The organism is Paraburkholderia sp. J67 (genome assembly GCF_905220265.1).
In the GTDB taxonomy this organism is placed as follows: Bacteria; Pseudomonadota; Gammaproteobacteria; order Burkholderiales; family Burkholderiaceae; genus Paraburkholderia.
On record NZ_CAJMZK010000054.1, the window covers coordinates 1 to 15,657 of the forward strand.

The 15,657-nt window shown below is 63.1% G+C and carries 14 protein-coding genes and 1 riboswitch; of the genes, 7 read left to right on the forward strand and 7 right to left on the reverse strand.

Translation table 11 applies throughout. The features are described from left to right. Positions 1-257: 257 nt before the first annotated feature. Positions 258-1,241, reverse strand: coding sequence for an aldo/keto reductase (locus tag U5782_RS40710; RefSeq protein ID WP_322049524.1), 984 nt, complete (start codon positions 1,239-1,241; stop codon positions 258-260). A 154-nt stretch (positions 1,242-1,395) separates the two neighbouring features. On the opposite strand from U5782_RS40710, the gene U5782_RS40715 reads away from it, so the two are divergent. Then, entirely contained in the window at positions 1,396-2,376 is a 981-nt protein-coding gene (locus tag U5782_RS40715; protein WP_322049525.1) for a LysR family transcriptional regulator, read from the forward strand. On the opposite strand, the gene U5782_RS40720 is transcribed toward U5782_RS40715, so the two are convergent. After that, complete coding sequence (locus tag U5782_RS40720) at positions 2,373-3,251, reverse strand: LysR family transcriptional regulator (protein ID WP_322049526.1); 879 nt, start codon at positions 3,249-3,251, stop codon at positions 2,373-2,375. The genes U5782_RS40715 and U5782_RS40720 overlap by 4 nt on opposite strands. 120 nt (positions 3,252-3,371) lie before the next feature. Here U5782_RS40720 and U5782_RS40725 point away from each other — a divergent pair, with 120 nt between their 5' ends. Both U5782_RS40725 and U5782_RS40730 read left to right on the forward strand, forming a co-directional pair. Further along, positions 3,372-4,904 carry a UbiD family decarboxylase gene (locus tag U5782_RS40725; RefSeq protein ID WP_322049527.1) on the forward strand — a complete coding sequence of 511 codons (1,533 nt, stop codon included), beginning with the start codon at positions 3,372-3,374 and terminating at the stop codon, positions 4,902-4,904. Further along, entirely contained in the window at positions 4,897-5,499 is a 603-nt protein-coding gene (locus U5782_RS40730; protein WP_322049528.1) for a UbiX family flavin prenyltransferase, read from the forward strand. The genes U5782_RS40725 and U5782_RS40730 overlap by 8 nt, the downstream gene beginning before the upstream one ends. Position 5,500: 1 nt before the next feature. Here U5782_RS40730 and U5782_RS40735 read toward each other — a convergent pair whose 3' ends face one another. Continuing rightward, entirely contained in the window at positions 5,501-6,274 is a 774-nt protein-coding gene (locus U5782_RS40735; RefSeq protein ID WP_322049529.1) for a TIM barrel protein, read from the reverse strand. Between the two features lie 205 nt (positions 6,275-6,479). Further along, positions 6,480-6,675, forward strand: a riboswitch (cobalamin riboswitch). 89 nt (positions 6,676-6,764) lie between these two features. On the opposite strand from U5782_RS40735, the gene U5782_RS40740 reads away from it, so the two are divergent. The 3 genes from U5782_RS40740 to U5782_RS40750 all read left to right on the forward strand — a co-directional run bounded on the left by U5782_RS40740 (position 6,765) and on the right by U5782_RS40750 (position 10,558). Beyond that, a complete protein-coding gene (locus U5782_RS40740; protein WP_322049530.1) occupies positions 6,765-7,823 on the forward strand; it encodes a HoxN/HupN/NixA family nickel/cobalt transporter in 1,059 nt (352 codons plus the stop codon). 938 nt (positions 7,824-8,761) lie between these two features. Then, positions 8,762-9,418 carry a peroxiredoxin gene (locus U5782_RS40745; protein WP_322049531.1) on the forward strand — a complete coding sequence of 219 codons (657 nt, stop codon included), beginning with the start codon at positions 8,762-8,764 and terminating at the stop codon, positions 9,416-9,418. A gap of 66 nt (positions 9,419-9,484) precedes the next feature. After that, a complete protein-coding gene (locus U5782_RS40750) occupies positions 9,485-10,558 on the forward strand; it encodes an MBL fold metallo-hydrolase (RefSeq protein WP_322049532.1) in 1,074 nt (357 codons plus the stop codon). Between the two features lie 48 nt (positions 10,559-10,606). Here U5782_RS40750 and U5782_RS40755 read toward each other — a convergent pair whose 3' ends face one another. From U5782_RS40755 to U5782_RS40765, 3 genes are read right to left on the reverse strand one after another with little or no spacing between them, the layout of a single operon-like run. Next, positions 10,607-11,722: a PHB depolymerase family esterase gene (locus tag U5782_RS40755; protein ID WP_322049533.1), complete on the reverse strand. Its 1,116-nt coding sequence runs from the start codon at positions 11,720-11,722 to the stop codon at positions 10,607-10,609. Then, entirely contained in the window at positions 11,628-11,882 is a 255-nt protein-coding gene (locus U5782_RS40760; protein WP_322049537.1) for a hypothetical protein, read from the reverse strand. Before U5782_RS40760 ends, U5782_RS40755 begins: the two co-directional genes overlap by 95 nt. Before the next feature lie 41 nt (positions 11,883-11,923). Next, complete coding sequence (locus U5782_RS40765) at positions 11,924-12,667, reverse strand: H-NS histone family protein (protein ID WP_322049534.1); 744 nt, start codon at positions 12,665-12,667, stop codon at positions 11,924-11,926. Positions 12,668-13,347: 680 nt separating this feature from the next. On the opposite strand from U5782_RS40765, the gene U5782_RS40770 reads away from it, so the two are divergent. After that, positions 13,348-14,577, forward strand: a complete 1,230-nt coding sequence (locus U5782_RS40770) for an MFS transporter (RefSeq protein ID WP_322049535.1) — start codon at positions 13,348-13,350, stop codon at positions 14,575-14,577. Positions 14,578-14,689: 112 nt separating this feature from the next. Here the strand turns inward: U5782_RS40770 and phbB are convergent, their stop codons facing one another. Continuing rightward, positions 14,690-15,433 (reverse strand): acetoacetyl-CoA reductase, encoded by a 744-nt coding sequence (gene phbB, locus U5782_RS40775; RefSeq protein ID WP_322049536.1) that lies wholly within the window; start codon positions 15,431-15,433, stop codon positions 14,690-14,692. Positions 15,434-15,657: the final 224 nt, after the last annotated feature.

The window sequence follows — 15,657 nt, forward strand, 5'->3', positions numbered from 1 at the left end:
AAACTTCGCGGCGGCCGCCTCCACCACGCGCACGCCCTCCGGCATCACTTCCAGGCCGATGCCGTCGCCGGGGATTGCCGCGATGCGATAGGTCTTGCTCATGTCTCGTTCTCCGTTGCTCGTTGCGGCGCGCCCCGATTGGCGCGCTTCGATAGCTGCAAGCATGCCTCAGGAGGCGGCCAAACATTAGCCCCCGAGGCGTGGAGACATTAAACACGATTCGTGAAGGATGCCGAAACCGCTACGCCATCCGTTGATCAGTTACCGACGCGCTTTTGCAGATGCGCGGGATAACGATCCCCCACGATCTCGATCTGCTTGAGCGCGGCCTCGATCGCGGCCAGATCCGCCGCTTCGAGCGTCACCGCCGCCGCGCCGACGTTCTCATCGAGCCGATGCAGCTTCGTGGTGCCGGGAATCGGCACGATCCACGGCTTCTGTGCCAGCAGCCAGGCGATGGCGATCTGCGCGCGCGTTGCGCCACGATCCGTGGCGATCGTGCCCAGCACCTCGACAAGGCGCGCGTTGGCCTTGCGGTTCTCTTCCGAGAAGCGCGGCACGACGTTGCGGAAATCGTTCTGCGCGAACTGCGTGTTCTCGTCGATGGCGCCCGTGAGAAAACCCTTGCCGAGCGGGCTGAACGGCACGAAGCCGATGCCCAGCTCTTCGAGCACCGGCAGCACCGTGGTCTCCGGCTGACGCCACCAGAGCGAATACTCACTTTGCAGCGCGGCGACCGGCTGCACCGCATGGGCGCGGCGAATCGACTGTTCGCCGGCCTCGGACATGCCGAAGTGCTTGACCTTGCCCTCCTGGATCAGATCGGCCACGGTGCCCGCCACGTCCTCGACGGGCACGTTGGGGTCCACGCGGTGCTGGTAGAACAGGTCGATGCGATCGGTTTTCAGACGCTTGAGCGCAGCTTCCGCCACGGCGCGAATGCGTTCGGGGCGGCTGTCGAGCGGCTTCGTCGCGTCGCCGTCCTGAAAGCCGAACTTGGTCGCGATCACCACCTGATCGCGCACCGGCGCGAGCGCTTCGCCCAGCAGTTCCTCGTTGACGAACGGCCCATAGGCTTCCGCCGTGTCGAAGAAGGTGACGCCGCGCTCGAACGCCGCGCGAATCAGCGCGACGCCATCCGCAGTGGTGGTCGCGGGGCCGTATCCGAAGCTCAAGCCCATGCAGCCGAGGCCGATCGCCGAGACTTCCAGACCGCTTTTACCGAGTGTGCGCTTTTCCATGTTCGATCTCCGCTTGATGAGTCGCTTGATGATTCACTACCGGCGCGTGATGGCACGCTCCGGCGACGTCATGCAGTGTAGAGTGCGATATCTTGCTCAACAATCGGCCTCACGTTGCATGAGGCAATGAGCAGAATTCATCTATGGACCGACCATGTCACGCGCCGGACTTTCCGAACTGACCGCTTTCGTCGAGATCGCCAAAGCCCGCAGCTTCCGCGCGGCCGCACGCACGCTCGAGGTCTCGCCCTCCGCGCTGAGCCACGCCATGCGCAATCTCGAAGCACGCCTCCAGGTGCGCCTGTTCAACCGCACGACGCGCTCGGTCGCGCTCACCGAGGCGGGCGAACAGTTTCTGCAGCGCGTCGGCCCCGCGCTCGCGGACCTCGACGAAGCCGTCAACGAAGTGACCTTCGCCGCGAGCCGCCCTTCGGGGTCGATTCGCATCAGCGCGTCCGAATCGGCATCGCGCGCGCTCGTGCGGCACGTGCTGCCCGATTTCCTGCGCACCTACCCGGACATCCGCGTGGAATTCGTCGTCGATACGCGCATGGTCGATATCGTCGCGAACGGCTTCGATGCCGGTATTCGCGTGATGCAGGACGTGCCGCGCGACATGGTCGCGATCCGCTTCGGGCCGGATCTGCGCTTCGTGGCCGTGGCGTCGCCGGGCTATCTCGCGGAGCATCCCGCGCCGAAAGCGCCGCACGATCTGCTCGCGCACCGCTGCATCCGCTTCCGGTTCGAAAGCGGCGCGATCTATCGCTGGGATCTGGAGCATCGCGGCAAGAGTACGACCCTCGACGTGGACGGGCCGCTCACGCTCGGCAATCTGAATCTGATGGTAGAGGCGGCGCTGGCGGGCATTGGCGTGGCTTGGGTGCCCGAGGATCTGGTGGCCGAGCCCATTCGCGAGGGGCGGCTCGTCGCGTTGCTGTCGCAATGGAGCCCGTCGATGGAGGGCGTCTGTCTCTACTATCCCGCGAACCGCCATCCGCCCACTGCGCTGCGGCTTTTCGCGCAAGCGGTGCGCGAGTGGGCGGCGCGTGAGATGCCGCCGCCTGTTGCGGCGAAAGCGCCCGCGAAAGCACCCACCACCTCCAGGCCGCGCGCAAAATCGCCAAAGCGCAGCTAACCCGCCAGTTCCAGCAACGCGCGCGTCGCCGCCGCGCGATCGTAGGCGCGCGTGGCGATCACCACTTCGCTGAAGCCGTTCGCCATCGCCAGCGGCTTGAATACCGCGTCCTCCACGTCGAAGCGCGCGAGCGTGCGCGGCACGAGGCCCACGCCCAGCCCCGCTGCCGCGAAGCGCATCACGCCTACGGAATCCGTCGTGCGCAGCACGCTTGCGGGTTCGAACCCCGCCTCCAGACACAGCTCCATCACGCGATGCCCAAGCCCCACGCCGGGCGGATCGTCCACCAGGATCAGACGATCGTCCGCCACCTCGCGCAAGGTCACGCGCTTCCCGCGCGCGAGAGGATGATCGCGCGCAAGCACCAGATCGAGCGGTGTGCGCGAAAACGGCGTGATGCGGATCGAACCCGGCAGCGGCCCCGGCGGCGAGCGCAGAAACGCCACGTCGATGCGTTCGTCCGCCAGCGCGCTCATCTGCTCCTGCACGGAGACGCCGCGCAACTCCAGTTCGACCTCCGGCCGCGCCTGGGTGAAGCGTTTGAGCAACGCGGGCAGTTCCGGTTCGAGGACGATCGAGTTCGCGTAAGCGATGCAGAGCTTGCCGAGTTCACCGCGACTCGCGCGCCGTCCGGCCAGCACGGCGGTTTCGGCCTGCGCGAGCGCCGCGCGCGCGTGATCGAGAAACACCGCGCCCGCCGTTGTCAGCTCGATGCCGCGCCGCACGCGATGAAACACCTTGAAGCCCAGCTGCGTTTCCAGCGCCTTGATCTGCTGCGTGACGGCGGGTTGCGCGATGCCCAGGCGTTCGGCCGTGTGGCCGAAATGCAGGGTTTCGGCGGCGATTACGAAGGTGCGGAAGTGGCGGAAATCCATCGTCGGCCCGGATTGAAAGATAAGATTATCTTATCAAAATCGCCGCTTTCGATTTATTGATTCAATCGCTTCCAGAGGGTCAAATAGAGTCCATCAGCAACCCAGATGGACGGCTTGACCATGCAAGAGAACACCCAAACCGCACCGGCGCAGACCCGCGCTCCCGTCAACGACCTGCGCTCCGCGCTCGCCCGCCTCGCCACCGCGCCGGGCCAGCTCCTCGAAACCGATCATGAAGTCGATCCGCACGCGCAGCTCGCGGGCGTCTATCGACGCATCGGCGCAGGCGGCACGGTGCAGCGCCCCACGCGTCTGGGCCCCGCGATGATCTTCAACAACATCAAGGGCTATCCGCACAGCCGCGTGCTGGTCGGCCTGATGGCGAGTCGCCAACGCGTAGGCATGCTGCTCGACTCGCCGCCGCGCCGTCTCACGCAGCGCATGGCCGAAGCCGTGCGCAACGCCATCGCGCCCGTCACCGTGCCGCGTGAAGGCGCACCTTGCCAGCAGACAGTGCATCTCGCGAGCGATCCGGACTTCGACCTGCGCAAGCTGATCCCCGCGCCCACCAACACCACGAGCGACGCTGGCCCGTTCCTGTGCCTCGGCCTCGTGCTCGGCAGCGATCCCGATACGGGCCACGCCGACGTCACGATTCACCGCCTTTGCGTGCAAAGCCGCGACGAGCTGTCGATCTTCTTCGCCCCGGGCCGCCATATCGACGCCTTCCGCCAGAAAGCCGAAGCGCGTGGCGAGGCACTGCCCGTCTCGATCAACATGGGGCTCGACCCGGCGATCCATATCGGTGCGTGCTTCGAGGCGCCCACCACGCCGCTCGGCTTCGACGAACTCTCGATTGCGGGCGGCCTGCGCGGCACGCCGGTCGAACTGGTGGATTGCGTGAGCGTCGCGCAGAAGTCGATCGCCCGTGCCGAGATCGTGATCGAAGGCGAGATCCTGCCGAACGTGCGCGTAGTCGAAGACCAGAACACCCACACGGGCCACGCGATGCCGGAATTTCCGGGCTATAACGGTCCCGCCAATCCGTCGCTGCCGGTCATCAAGGTCAAGGCCGTGACGATGCGCCACGGCGCGATCATGCAGACCCTCGTGGGCCCCGGCGAAGAGCACACCAACCTCGCGGGCATTCCCACCGAAGCCAGCATCTACAACGCCGTGGAAGCGGCCATGCCGGGCTTCGTGAGCCAGGTCTACGCGCACACGGCTGGCGGCGGCAAGCTGCTGGCGGTGATCCAGGTGAACAAGCGCTCCGCCTTCGACGACGGCCGCGCGCGCCAGGCCGCACTGATCGCGCTGGGTGTGTATTCGGAACTCAAGCACGTGATCCTCGTCGATGAAGACGTCGATCCCTTCGACAGCGACGATGTGCTCTGGGCCATGACTACGCGCTACCAGGGCGATGTCTCGACGATGCTGCTACCCAAGGTCAACGGCCACGTGCTCGATCCTTCGCAGACGCCCGACTTCAACCCGGCGCTGCCCGCGCGCGGCGTGACCTGCAAGACGGTGTTCGACTGCACGGCGCCCTTCCATCTGCGCGACGAATTCGAGCGCGCACAGTTCATGGACGTCGATCCGCGCCCGTGGGCTCCCGAATTGTTCGATGCTCAGGAGGACGAAGATCATGAGTAAGCGCGCACTCGATGGACGCAAGCGTTTGATTGTCGGCGTGACGGGCGCAACCGGTTTTATCTACGCGGAACGCACGCTGCGCCTGCTGCGCGAAATGGGCGTCGAAACGCACCTGGTGATGTCGCGCGCGGCGGAACTCACGCGCGAATACGAATCGCCGCTTTCGCGCGACGCCGTGCATGCGCTAGCCGATCACGTGCATGCAATCGCCGACGTGGGCGCGTCGATTTCGTCCGGCTCGTTCCGCACGCTCGGCATGCTGGTGGTGCCGTGCTCGATGCGCACGGTGGGCGAAATCGCCTCGGGGGTCACGAGCACGCTGCTCACGCGCGCCGCCGACGTCGTGCTCAAGGAACGCCTGCCGCTCGTGCTGATGGTGCGCGAAACGCCGCTGAACCTGATCCATCTGCGCAATATGACGACGGTGACCGAAGCCGGCGCCGTGGTGTTCCCGCCGGTGCCCGCGTTCTACGCGAAGCCTTCGAGCCTCGAAGAGATGGTCGATCATTCGGTGAGCCGCGCGCTCGACCAGTTCGGCCTCGACACCGAGCGCATCGAGGCGTGGCGCGACACGCAGCACGTGCGCGCGGCCTGATTCAGCGCGCGAACGCCTCGCGAAAGCGCTCCAGCGCGCGCTCGTCGTCGCCGCTCGCCCACGCTTCGAGGCCGATCGTGCCGCGATAGCCCATCAGCTCCAGGGCGCGCGCGATCGCCGGATAATGGATTTCGCCCGTGCCCGGCTCGCAGCGGCCCGGCACGTCGGCCACCTGAATCTCGCCGATGAAAGGCAACGCGCGCCGAACCAGTTCGATCAGATTTCCCTCGCCGATCTGCGCATGATAGAGATCGAGGTTCAGGCGCAAATGCGGGCTGTCGATGGCGCTGACGAGGGCTAGCGTGTCGGCGGCCTTCGCGAACGGCACGCCCGGATGATCGACTTCCGTATTGAGGTTTTCGAGGCAGAACACCACACCCGCGCGACGACCGAGTTCGGCGATGCGTTCCAGCGTCTGTTGCGCAGCCAGCCACATCGCGCCACTTACGACGGGTGTCGGCCTGACCGGCAAGCCCTCGCCATTCAAGCCCGTGCCGTGCAGATTCAGGCGCGGACAATCCAGCCGCTTCGCGACATCGATCGATTGCTCCGCCGTTTCGAGCAGCCTTTGCGCACCCGCTTCGGTGATGAGATCGCCTTCGATATAACCCGTCATCGACGAAAACGTCGCGCCCGTGGCTTCGAGTGCGGCGATATCGTGCTTCGTCCAGTCCCAGATCTCCACCTGAAAGCCCAACGCGGCGATCTTCCTGACACGCTCGACGATGGGAAGCTGGCGGAACACCATTTCGGCGCAAACAGCGAGGTCAAACATCGTGTGTCTCCGGTGGAGGGATCGGCTGATGGGCATCGTGTGACGCACGGGCCAAAACACCTGCCAGTGTAATGACCATTCTGGCGAAATGCCGTTGCATGAACGCGCGTTCATACACGCCACGCCGATCTCGCTTATCGAAGGCCAATCGGCGCGTTTTCACAACGTCGCGCGTTTGTGCGGTTGACGCGACGCCCCCGCGCCCCTACCCTTGCGCGCTGATGGTGCCCCGCGAGGGGATCAAAAGGGAACGCAGTAGAGGCGCGCGCGCCTCGAGTCTGCGGCTGCCCCCGCAACTGTGAGCGGCGAGTTCATGCCACACGGGCCACTGGGAAACCGGGAAGGCCGGCATGGGCGACGACCCGCGAGCCAGGAGACCTGCCATCGAACCGAGGTCCAAGCAGCCGCAACGGGCGGGGTGTCCCGATGCGCAAGCGCCGCCCGCGTGCGGCCGCCGTTGCAAGGACAGCCCGACCTCAGGAACTGTTTCATGTCCACCGTATTGTCCACGACCGCTACGCGAGGCGGCCTGCGCCGTCGCGTCACCGGCATCTATCTGCTACTGGCCGCTTTCAACATCGGCGCCTGGATCTGGGCGTTCGTCGCCTTCCACGCGCATCCGCTGCTGCTGGGCACTGGCCTGCTCGCCTATGGCTTTGGGCTGCGCCACGCCGTCGATGCCGACCATATCGCCGCCATCGACAACGTCACACGCAAGCTGATGCAGGACGGCCAGCGGCCCGTCACCGTGGGCTTCTTCTTCGCGCTCGGCCACTCGGCCGTGGTGCTGCTGGTCGCCGCCGCCGTGGCCGCCACGGCCGCCGCACTGGAGAGCCGGGTCGAAGCCTGGAAGGAACTGGGCGGCGTCATCTCCACAAGCGTCTCCGCGCTGTTCCTGTTCCTGATCGCGGCGATGAATATCGTCATCCTGCGTGGCGTGTGGCGTGCGTTCACGAAAGTGCGCCGCGGCGAGCCCTACGATAGTGACGATCTCGACCTGCTGCTCAATAATCGCGGGCTGCTCTCGCGGCTGTTTCGCCCACTGTTTCGACTCGTTTCTAATCCGGCCTGGATGTTGCCCCTTGGGTTTCTGTTCGGTCTTGGCTTCGATACGGCGACCGAAGTTAGCCTGCTCGGCATCTCGGCGAGTCAGGCCTCGCAGGGCGTGTCGATGAGCGTCGTGCTGGTGTTTCCCGTGCTGTTCGCAGCCGGTATGTCGCTCGTCGATACGACCGATGGCGTGCTCATGCTCGGCGCCTATGACTGGGCTTTCGTGCGGCCTATTCGCAAGCTCTATTACAACCTCACTATCACGCTCGTTTCAGTGGCTGTGGCCGTGCTGATCGGCGGCATTGAAACGCTTGGGCTGCTGGGCGATCACTTTGGGCTCAAGGGCGCGTTCTGGGATGTGATCGGCACGCTCAACGATAACTTCAACAATCTCGGGTTCGTCATTATTGGCGTGTTTGTCTTTTCCTGGGTGGCGTCGTTTGTTATCTATCGCTTGAAGAGGTATGACGATTTGCCCGTGCATTCTGTCGGGCAGTGAGGTTTCACTCCTTTTCTGGTGCCTGCTTTTTTGGCCTTTCCTTGTTTTCTTGTCGGTCTATTAGCGTCGCCCCTGTGCGGGGCGGCACCTCCTTTTCTTTGCCGCGGCAAAGAAAAGGAGGCAAAAGAAAGCCGCTCACACCGCCAGTGTGACGCAGTTCACAATCAGCCTTTAAGGGGGAATGGTATAGGGGCATCCGTCATTTCGCACCACAAAACGAAGTGACAAAGGACTCATTCATCCCGCTGCTCGCTACGCGCGCAACGGTTGGGTCTACAAGGGAAACCCCTGTGCTAAAGGCGTTTTCGCAAGTTCTGGCAAACCTTCGGTTTGCCGTTATGCCCCACGGGGCGCGAAGCGCCCCCGGATGGATGACGGCCTTGTCATTTTGTTTAGTGGTGCGAGGTGGCGGACGCTCCTATACCATTCCCCCTTAAAGGCTGGTTGTGGACTGCGTCACACTGGCGGTGTGAGCGGCTTTCTTTTGCCTCCTTTTCTTTGCCGCGGCAAAGGAAAGGAGGTGCCGCCCCGCACAGGGGCGACGCTAATAGACCGACAAGAAAACAGGGAAAGGCCAAAACATCAACCGCCAAAATCACCAATCAACCATTCTGATTCCGATTCAAAAAACCGGCAGAAAACCGATAACATCTTGTTAGCAAACGCCGCTCGACGACCATTGCCACCCAAACCACCCCGTCTGGCAGACTCATCAGAAGATTATTAAACGATTCCGAACCTGAACCCCGGGTAAAACCCGAACAGAACCACACCAAACAAGCCCCTCGCGCCCCATCGACAAGAACAAAGTTCGCCAACCTCCAAAAGCCCACCGCCAATATCACCGCCACACGATCCCGTTGTGCCCCATACTTCAGTCAGACCCGATTCGATCGACTCGGGCCCGCCGTACCGCCAACCCTTAACAGGATGTCACCATGTCACTTCGCATCAATGACGTCGCGCCTAATTTCACTGCGCGCACGACGCAGGGCAATATCGATTTCCACAACTGGATCGGCGATCAATGGGCGATCCTCTTCTCGCACCCGAAGGATTTCACGCCTGTGTGCACGACCGAACTTGGCTATATGGCGAAAATCGAGCCGGAATTCACGCGCCGCAATGCCAAGCTGATCGGCCTCTCCGTCGATCCGGTCGAGGACCATGAAAAGTGGGCCGCCGATATCGAGGAAACTCAGGGCGCCGTCGTCAAATATCCGATGATCGGCGACACCGATCTCGCCGTCGCAAAGCTCTACAACATGCTGCCCGCCGATGCCGGCGAGACCAGCGAAGGCCGTACCGCCGCGACCAATGCCACGGTGCGCTCGGTCTTCGTCATCGGCCCCGACAAGAAAATCAAGCTGATGCTGACCTATCCGATGACCACCGGTCGCAATTTCGATGAAATCCTGCGCGTGCTCGATTCCATCCAGTTGACCGCGCAATACAAGGTCGCCACGCCGGTCAACTGGAAACAGGGCGAAGACGTCATCATCACCACCGCCGTGTCCAACGAGGAAGCCGAAAAGTCCTTCCCCGGGTTCAAGACCATCAAGCCGTATCTGCGCACGACCCGCCAACCGGGTTAATGCCGCGCTGACCGGTGGCGCGACGGCTCGCAGCGCTCGCGCCGCCTCTTTACGCAGAGGCCCGCGATGATCTTTCGTCAGCTTTTCGATCCGGCGTCGTCCACCTATACCTATCTGCTCGGCGATACCGCCAGCCGCGAGGCGCTGCTGATCGATCCGGTCTACGAGCAGGTGCCGCGCGACCTTTCGCTGTTGCAGGAGCTAGGGTTGAAGCTGGTCGCGACGCTCGACACCCACGTGCACGCCGACCACGTGACCGGCGCATGGCGCCTGCGCGAGCGCAGCGGCAGCCAGATCGCACTCGCGGCCGTGGTGGGCGCCGAAGGTGTCGATCGTGCGCTGCGTCATGGCGACCGCGTGACGTTCGGCCAGCGTCATCTCGACGTCCGCGCGACGCCCGGCCACACCAGCGGTTGTCTCACGTACGTGCTCGACGATCGCAGCATGGCCTTTACCGGCGACAGTCTGCTGATACGCGGCTGCGGCCGCACCGATTTTCAGGAGGGCAGTCCGGAGCAATTGTTCGCGTCGGTGCGCGAGCAGATCCTCACGCTGCCCGACGATTGCCTCCTCTATCCGGCCCACGACTATCGCGGCATCACGGTCACCAGTGTGGCCGAGGAGCGGCGCTTCAATCCACGCCTGGGCGGCGACGTGGATCTCGGCGATTTCGCGGGCTATATGAATAACCTGAATCTGCCGCATCCCAAGCTGATGGCCGTCGCAGTGCCCGCGAACCTGCGCTGCGGCAAACCGGACGGCGATGCGCCGGCACTCGAGACGCCCGGCTGGGCGCCGCTCACGTTGCGCTTTAGCGGCGTCTGGGAAATCGAGCCGATGGCGCTGCTGGAACACGGGCAGGCATGGCAAATCGTCGATGTGCGCGAAGCGCCGGAATTCATCGATTGTCTGGGGCATCTGCCCGACGCGAAGTTGGTGCCGCTTTCGCAGTTGATGGGCCGCATCGACGAACTCGATCGTGAGCGGCCTGTCGTGGCGGTGTGTCGCTCGGGGGTGAGATCGGCGCAGGCGAGTGTCTTGCTGGGGAAGGCAGGCTTTGCGCAGGTCGCCAATCTCGCGGGTGGGATGCTGCGCTGGCGCGCGGAAGGTTTGCCGGTCGCCGCGAGCGAGGCGGGATAACATCGCCGGGAGGTTGCAGCGACGCTCCCCATATGGACTGCGAATCGATCACGCTTTGCGACGTTGATACCGGAAAAAATTCCATATCATCGCCGTCGCGTCCGGCCCGCGCGCCGAATGAAACGGCTCGCGCGGATCGCCGCCGCTCCACGCATGGCCGAGTCCGTGCACCACACACAGTCTCACTACGTTGCGGCCGCCTTTGACGTAGTCCGTATAGTCCGCGCCATCTCGGCTATAAGTGCGCTGCTCGCCCACGCGCAATTCGCCGCGCTCGTCCACGAGCCGGTTTAAACGTGCGAATTCGAGCGTCAATTGTTCCGCGTTGCGCTTCGCCACGACCGCATCGAGTTCCCCATGCACGATGATCGTCGGCATACCCGGGTATCGATTGACGTCCACACGCGTATCGATCAAATGCACCGGGTCCTCGCGCGTGCCACGGCGCATCACGCTCATGGCCGTCATGGTGGAGGTGGCCGCACCGAACACCGGGCCCGAGTGCAAACCCATAGCGGCAAACCGTTGCGGCTCGCGTATCGCAAGCGCCGCCGCCAGTCCCGCTCCGGCCGAAATACCGGCGAGATAAACCCGCTGCGCGTCGAAACCGTATTCCCCCACCATTGCCGCAACGAGCGAGGCAACCGCTGGCGCCTCCGTATGCGCGGGGTCGTCGTGCCAGTGCCAGCAACCTTGCGCGTGAGCGGTTTTAGCCTGTTCGGGCATCAATACCGCGAACCCGGCCCGCTCCGCACGCTCGCAGATTCGCGTGCCGCGCGCGAACGATTCCGCATTCTGCTTGCAGCCGTGCAACATGACGACGAGCGGCAAGCCCGTAGCGGTTGCACTCGATGCGGGTAAATACAACGCGTAGGCGAGGTGATTGACGAGATGCCCGGCTGCAGGGGGCGCGGAATGAAACGAGCGTAACCAGCGCCCCGGCAAGACCTTTTGCGCCGATCTTGAATGGGGTTTTTGAGTCGCGGCAGAGGCTGAGGATATCGACGAGGCCGGCGCGCGCTTTGCGCGCTTGAGCGTCGCGTTCGTAGCGATTTTGACGGCTGCGGTTTTACGCCGGGTGGCCTTTTTCTTCGGCGGTGCCCCCATGACGCTGGCGAGCAGGTCTAAACCTCGAAGCCAGACGCTGGATTTTTTCCTGGGCATGGCGTGAGCGATGACGGCGAAGCGGCGCGGCCTGAACCGCGAAGAAGCCGGACATCCCGAATTGACGCCCGGAGAATTCAGCCAATACTGGAATACGGTCAATCCAGGCAAGCGGATTGCTCGAGCCGGCATTGCGCCGGCTCTTAACAACCGCCGTCAAGACCGGCCCTGTCTTTTCAACAGCCGGCCTCGACACATTACTTAAGCGGCTGCGACCGGCGCGGCCGCGCTTTCGACAGCAAGGGCGCGCGGCTTGCGCGGTGCGCGGGTCTTCTTCGCGGGTGCGGCAGCCTTGCGGCCACGCGCGCTCACCGGGGCCTTCGTTGCAGCGCTGGCCTTTTTAGCCGTCACGCGTTTCGTTGCGACCTTTTTCTCGACGGTGGCTTTAGCAGCGGCCTTGGGCGCCGCGCCCGCGTCGATCAGGAATTTCGAGCGGTCCTTAACGTCGCGAATCCACAGCGGCGCACGGCCACGGCCGGTCCACGTCGCGCCCGATTTCGGGTCTGCATATTTGGGCGCCACGTGATGCACTTGCGCGCGCGCAGCTTTTGCCACGCCATTGGCAGCTGCCACACCGGGCTTGCGGCCACGCTTCTTGCCAACAAAGCTCTCGATATCGGCCACGCTCAAGCCATGCTTGTGCATCAGGTCGCGAATCTTCGTGAGACCGACCGACGTCTGCTTTTGAGCGAGCGTGTCCGCCTGTTTTTGCAGTTTAGCGATCTTCAGGTTGATCGCGTCCAAAGTCACCATACTCACCTCCCTTATCGGATTTCGTATCCAGTCGCCTGTTTGAACTTCGTTTGCATGGCGAAGTTTGGCCTGGTCCATATAGGTAATTGCCGTCTCGGCAACCGGATTATGGATGCAAAACACCCGCACATGCAAATTGATTGGATGACATTCAGCAATCCGCGGGCCTAATACGACTAAATCGACCAGCAATTTTTTCCAATTCCTTTCATCCGGTTACTCACGCTCACGCAAAAATTCAAGGCGTGTCTGGACTAAAGGCTTTCGAACTTCAGGATACAGAATTTGAAAAAATCAAACGCGCAGCGTGCCCGCGACGATCCGCCTGCAATCCAACGTGGCCTGACGCACGCAATTATGAGCAATACTCTCAATAGTCAGTTGTCTGGCAAGAGATTGTGCGGGCCACCACGAATGGGCCTCGCGAGAGGGCTGATGTCCCGACATTTTCTTCGCGACCGGCGCGGAAACATCAGATGTTCTAGAATGCGCCCGTCGGATCGTATCGCTTCGTGCTGTCGGTTTTTTCGATTCAGCCGCTATCGCCTGCGTCCACCGTTGTTTTTTCACCCGGTTATTGCCGCCTGAACCTTGCATGCGATGCATGGGGCGAGGGCTTTGCTTGTCGCTACCCGTCGCTGCTTGTCATTTTTTGTCATCGCATGTCACGCCCATTCGCGCCAGGACAACGGCATTCGATGCCATTCGGTCTTTCGTGCGAACCATCATGAACGGCAGCGCACGCTCATTCCAATGACGCTGATGAAGACAATAACGGCCAGCCATCGTCTGCACGCAAGGTGTTATCGATCCCATTCCCTCACACGAATTATCCGGCTCGCGCCTTTAGACCACCGCTTTAGAACTATTCGATGAATGCAACCGTAGAAACTCCCCCGCTCGCCGCATCCGCCGACACCCGCGGCGCAGCGCCGCTCATCGAGCCGCCGCACGGACTCGGCCTGGCAGAACTCTCGCTCGCCCTCGGCGGCTTCGCGATCGGCACGGCCGAATTCGCGGCGATGGGCATCCTCCCGGAAATGGCTGGCGATCTGCACGTCACGATTCCCGAAGCCGGCCACATGATCAGCGCCTACGCGGCGGGTGTCGTGGTCGGCGCGCCGCTTATCACGGTGCTGCTCGCCAGAATGCCGCGCCGTGCACTGCTGATCGTGCTGATGCTGCTCTATGCGATCGGCAATGGCGCGACGGCGATATTCCATAGTTATGGCTTTGCGCTCGCGAGCCGCTTCATTGCCGGTCTGCCGCACGGCGCGTATTTCGGACTTGCGGCGTTGGCCGCGGCGGCGCTGGTGCCGCCGCATAAACGCGGCGCGGCTATCGGCAAGGTCATGCTGGGCCTGAGCGTAGCGAACGTGATCGGCGTGCCCGCCGCCACCTGGCTTGGCCAGGCGCTGGGCTGGCAGGCCTGCTTCGCGTCGGTCGCGATTATCGCGCTCGTTACGGCGGGCATGATCGCGTGGTCGGTGCCCACGCTGCCCATGTCGAGCAAGGCGAGCCCGCTCACCGAACTGGGTGCGCTAGGCCGCCCGCAGGTGTTGCTCACGCTGCTCGCTTCGGCAGTGGGATTCGGCGGCATTTTTTCGGTGTATAGCTACGTGGCGTCCACGCTGACCCAGGTCACGCATCTCGCGAGCTTTCACGTACCCTGGGCGCTGGCATTGATCGGCCTCGGCATGATTTTCGGCAATATGGCCTGCGGCTGGTTCGCGGATCGCTGGCTCAAGCGCACCATGCTCGGCATGTATGCGTTCACGGCCGTGGTGCTGCTGGTGTTCGTCGCGGCCGCCCCGCACCTCTGGCTGATGCTGCCGATCCTGTTCTGTGTGGGCGTCGGGTCGGCCTGCACCCCGGCCTTCCAGTCGCGCCTGATGGATGTGGCGGGCGACGCGCAATCGCTCGCGGCCGCGCTCAATCACAGTGCGTTCAACGTCGCCAATGCGCTGGGCGCGTGGCTTGGCGGCGTCGTGATCGCCGCCGGCTTCGGCTGGCTCGCGACGGGCTGGGTCGGCGCGATACTCGCCGCGCTCGGCATTGCCGTGCTGCTGATTTCGTTCGCGCTCGACCGCAAGCCGGCATGAGCGGAATCCGCGAGTCATAAAAAAAGCGCCGACACCTGATGGTGTCGGCGCGAATGAATCGATGGCTGCCGCGCAGCCGTGCTGCGCGACGTGACTGCTTGCTACAGCAGTCTTACTGCATGTGCTGACCGCCGTTGATGGGGATATTCGCCCCCGTCACGAAACCGGCGTCGTCCGAGCAGAGGAACAGCACGAGCGCGGCCACTTCATCCGGGTTGCCCAGACGGCCCATCGGGATCTGCGGCAGGATCTTCGTATCGAGGATGTCCTGCGCAATCGCGGTCACCATCTTCGTGGCCAGATAGCCCGGCGAAATCGTGTTGACCGTCACGCCCTTGCGCGCCACTTCGAGCGCCAGCGACTTCGTGAAGCCATGCATGCCGGCCTTCGCCGCCGCATAGTTGGTCTGGCCGACCGAACCCTTCGAGCCGTTCACCGACGAGATATTGATGATGCGCCCCCACGAGCGCTCCACCATGCCGTCACACAGCGGCTTCGAGATATTGAAGATCGAATCGAGATTCGTGCGCAGCACCGCATCCCAATTGACCTTGTCGAGCTTGCGGAACGTCATGTCGCGCGTGATGCCCGCGTTGTTGATCAGAATATCGATCGGACCGATTTCGCTCTGAATCTTCTTCGCGCCACGCTCGCACGAGTCGTAATCGGCGACATCCATCGAATACGCGTGAAAGTCGCGGCCCGTTTCCTGCATACGTGCCAACCAGTCCTTTGCCCCTGAATTATCCGGCGAGTGCGTGACGACTACCTTGTAGCCCGCGTCGTGCAACCGTACGCTGATGGCCTCGCCAAGACCGCCCATTCCGCCCGTTACCAATGCAATACGCTTAGTCATCCTGTATATCCGCGAGAGAAGATAATCAATAGTCCATGCGATGCCTCACACGAGGCGCCGCGTCTTACGTGGGCCGGCATCTTCGCATGGGGCACGAAGATTGCACGGCATGGATCGCGCGGTTTGTAGTTTGCATCAAATGATGCGCGAACTTTCTGCCTAGCCCGCCGGATTCGCTAGCGTCTCCGGCGGTTCCAACCTGTTGTCGCTAAAGCGGCTTAAAC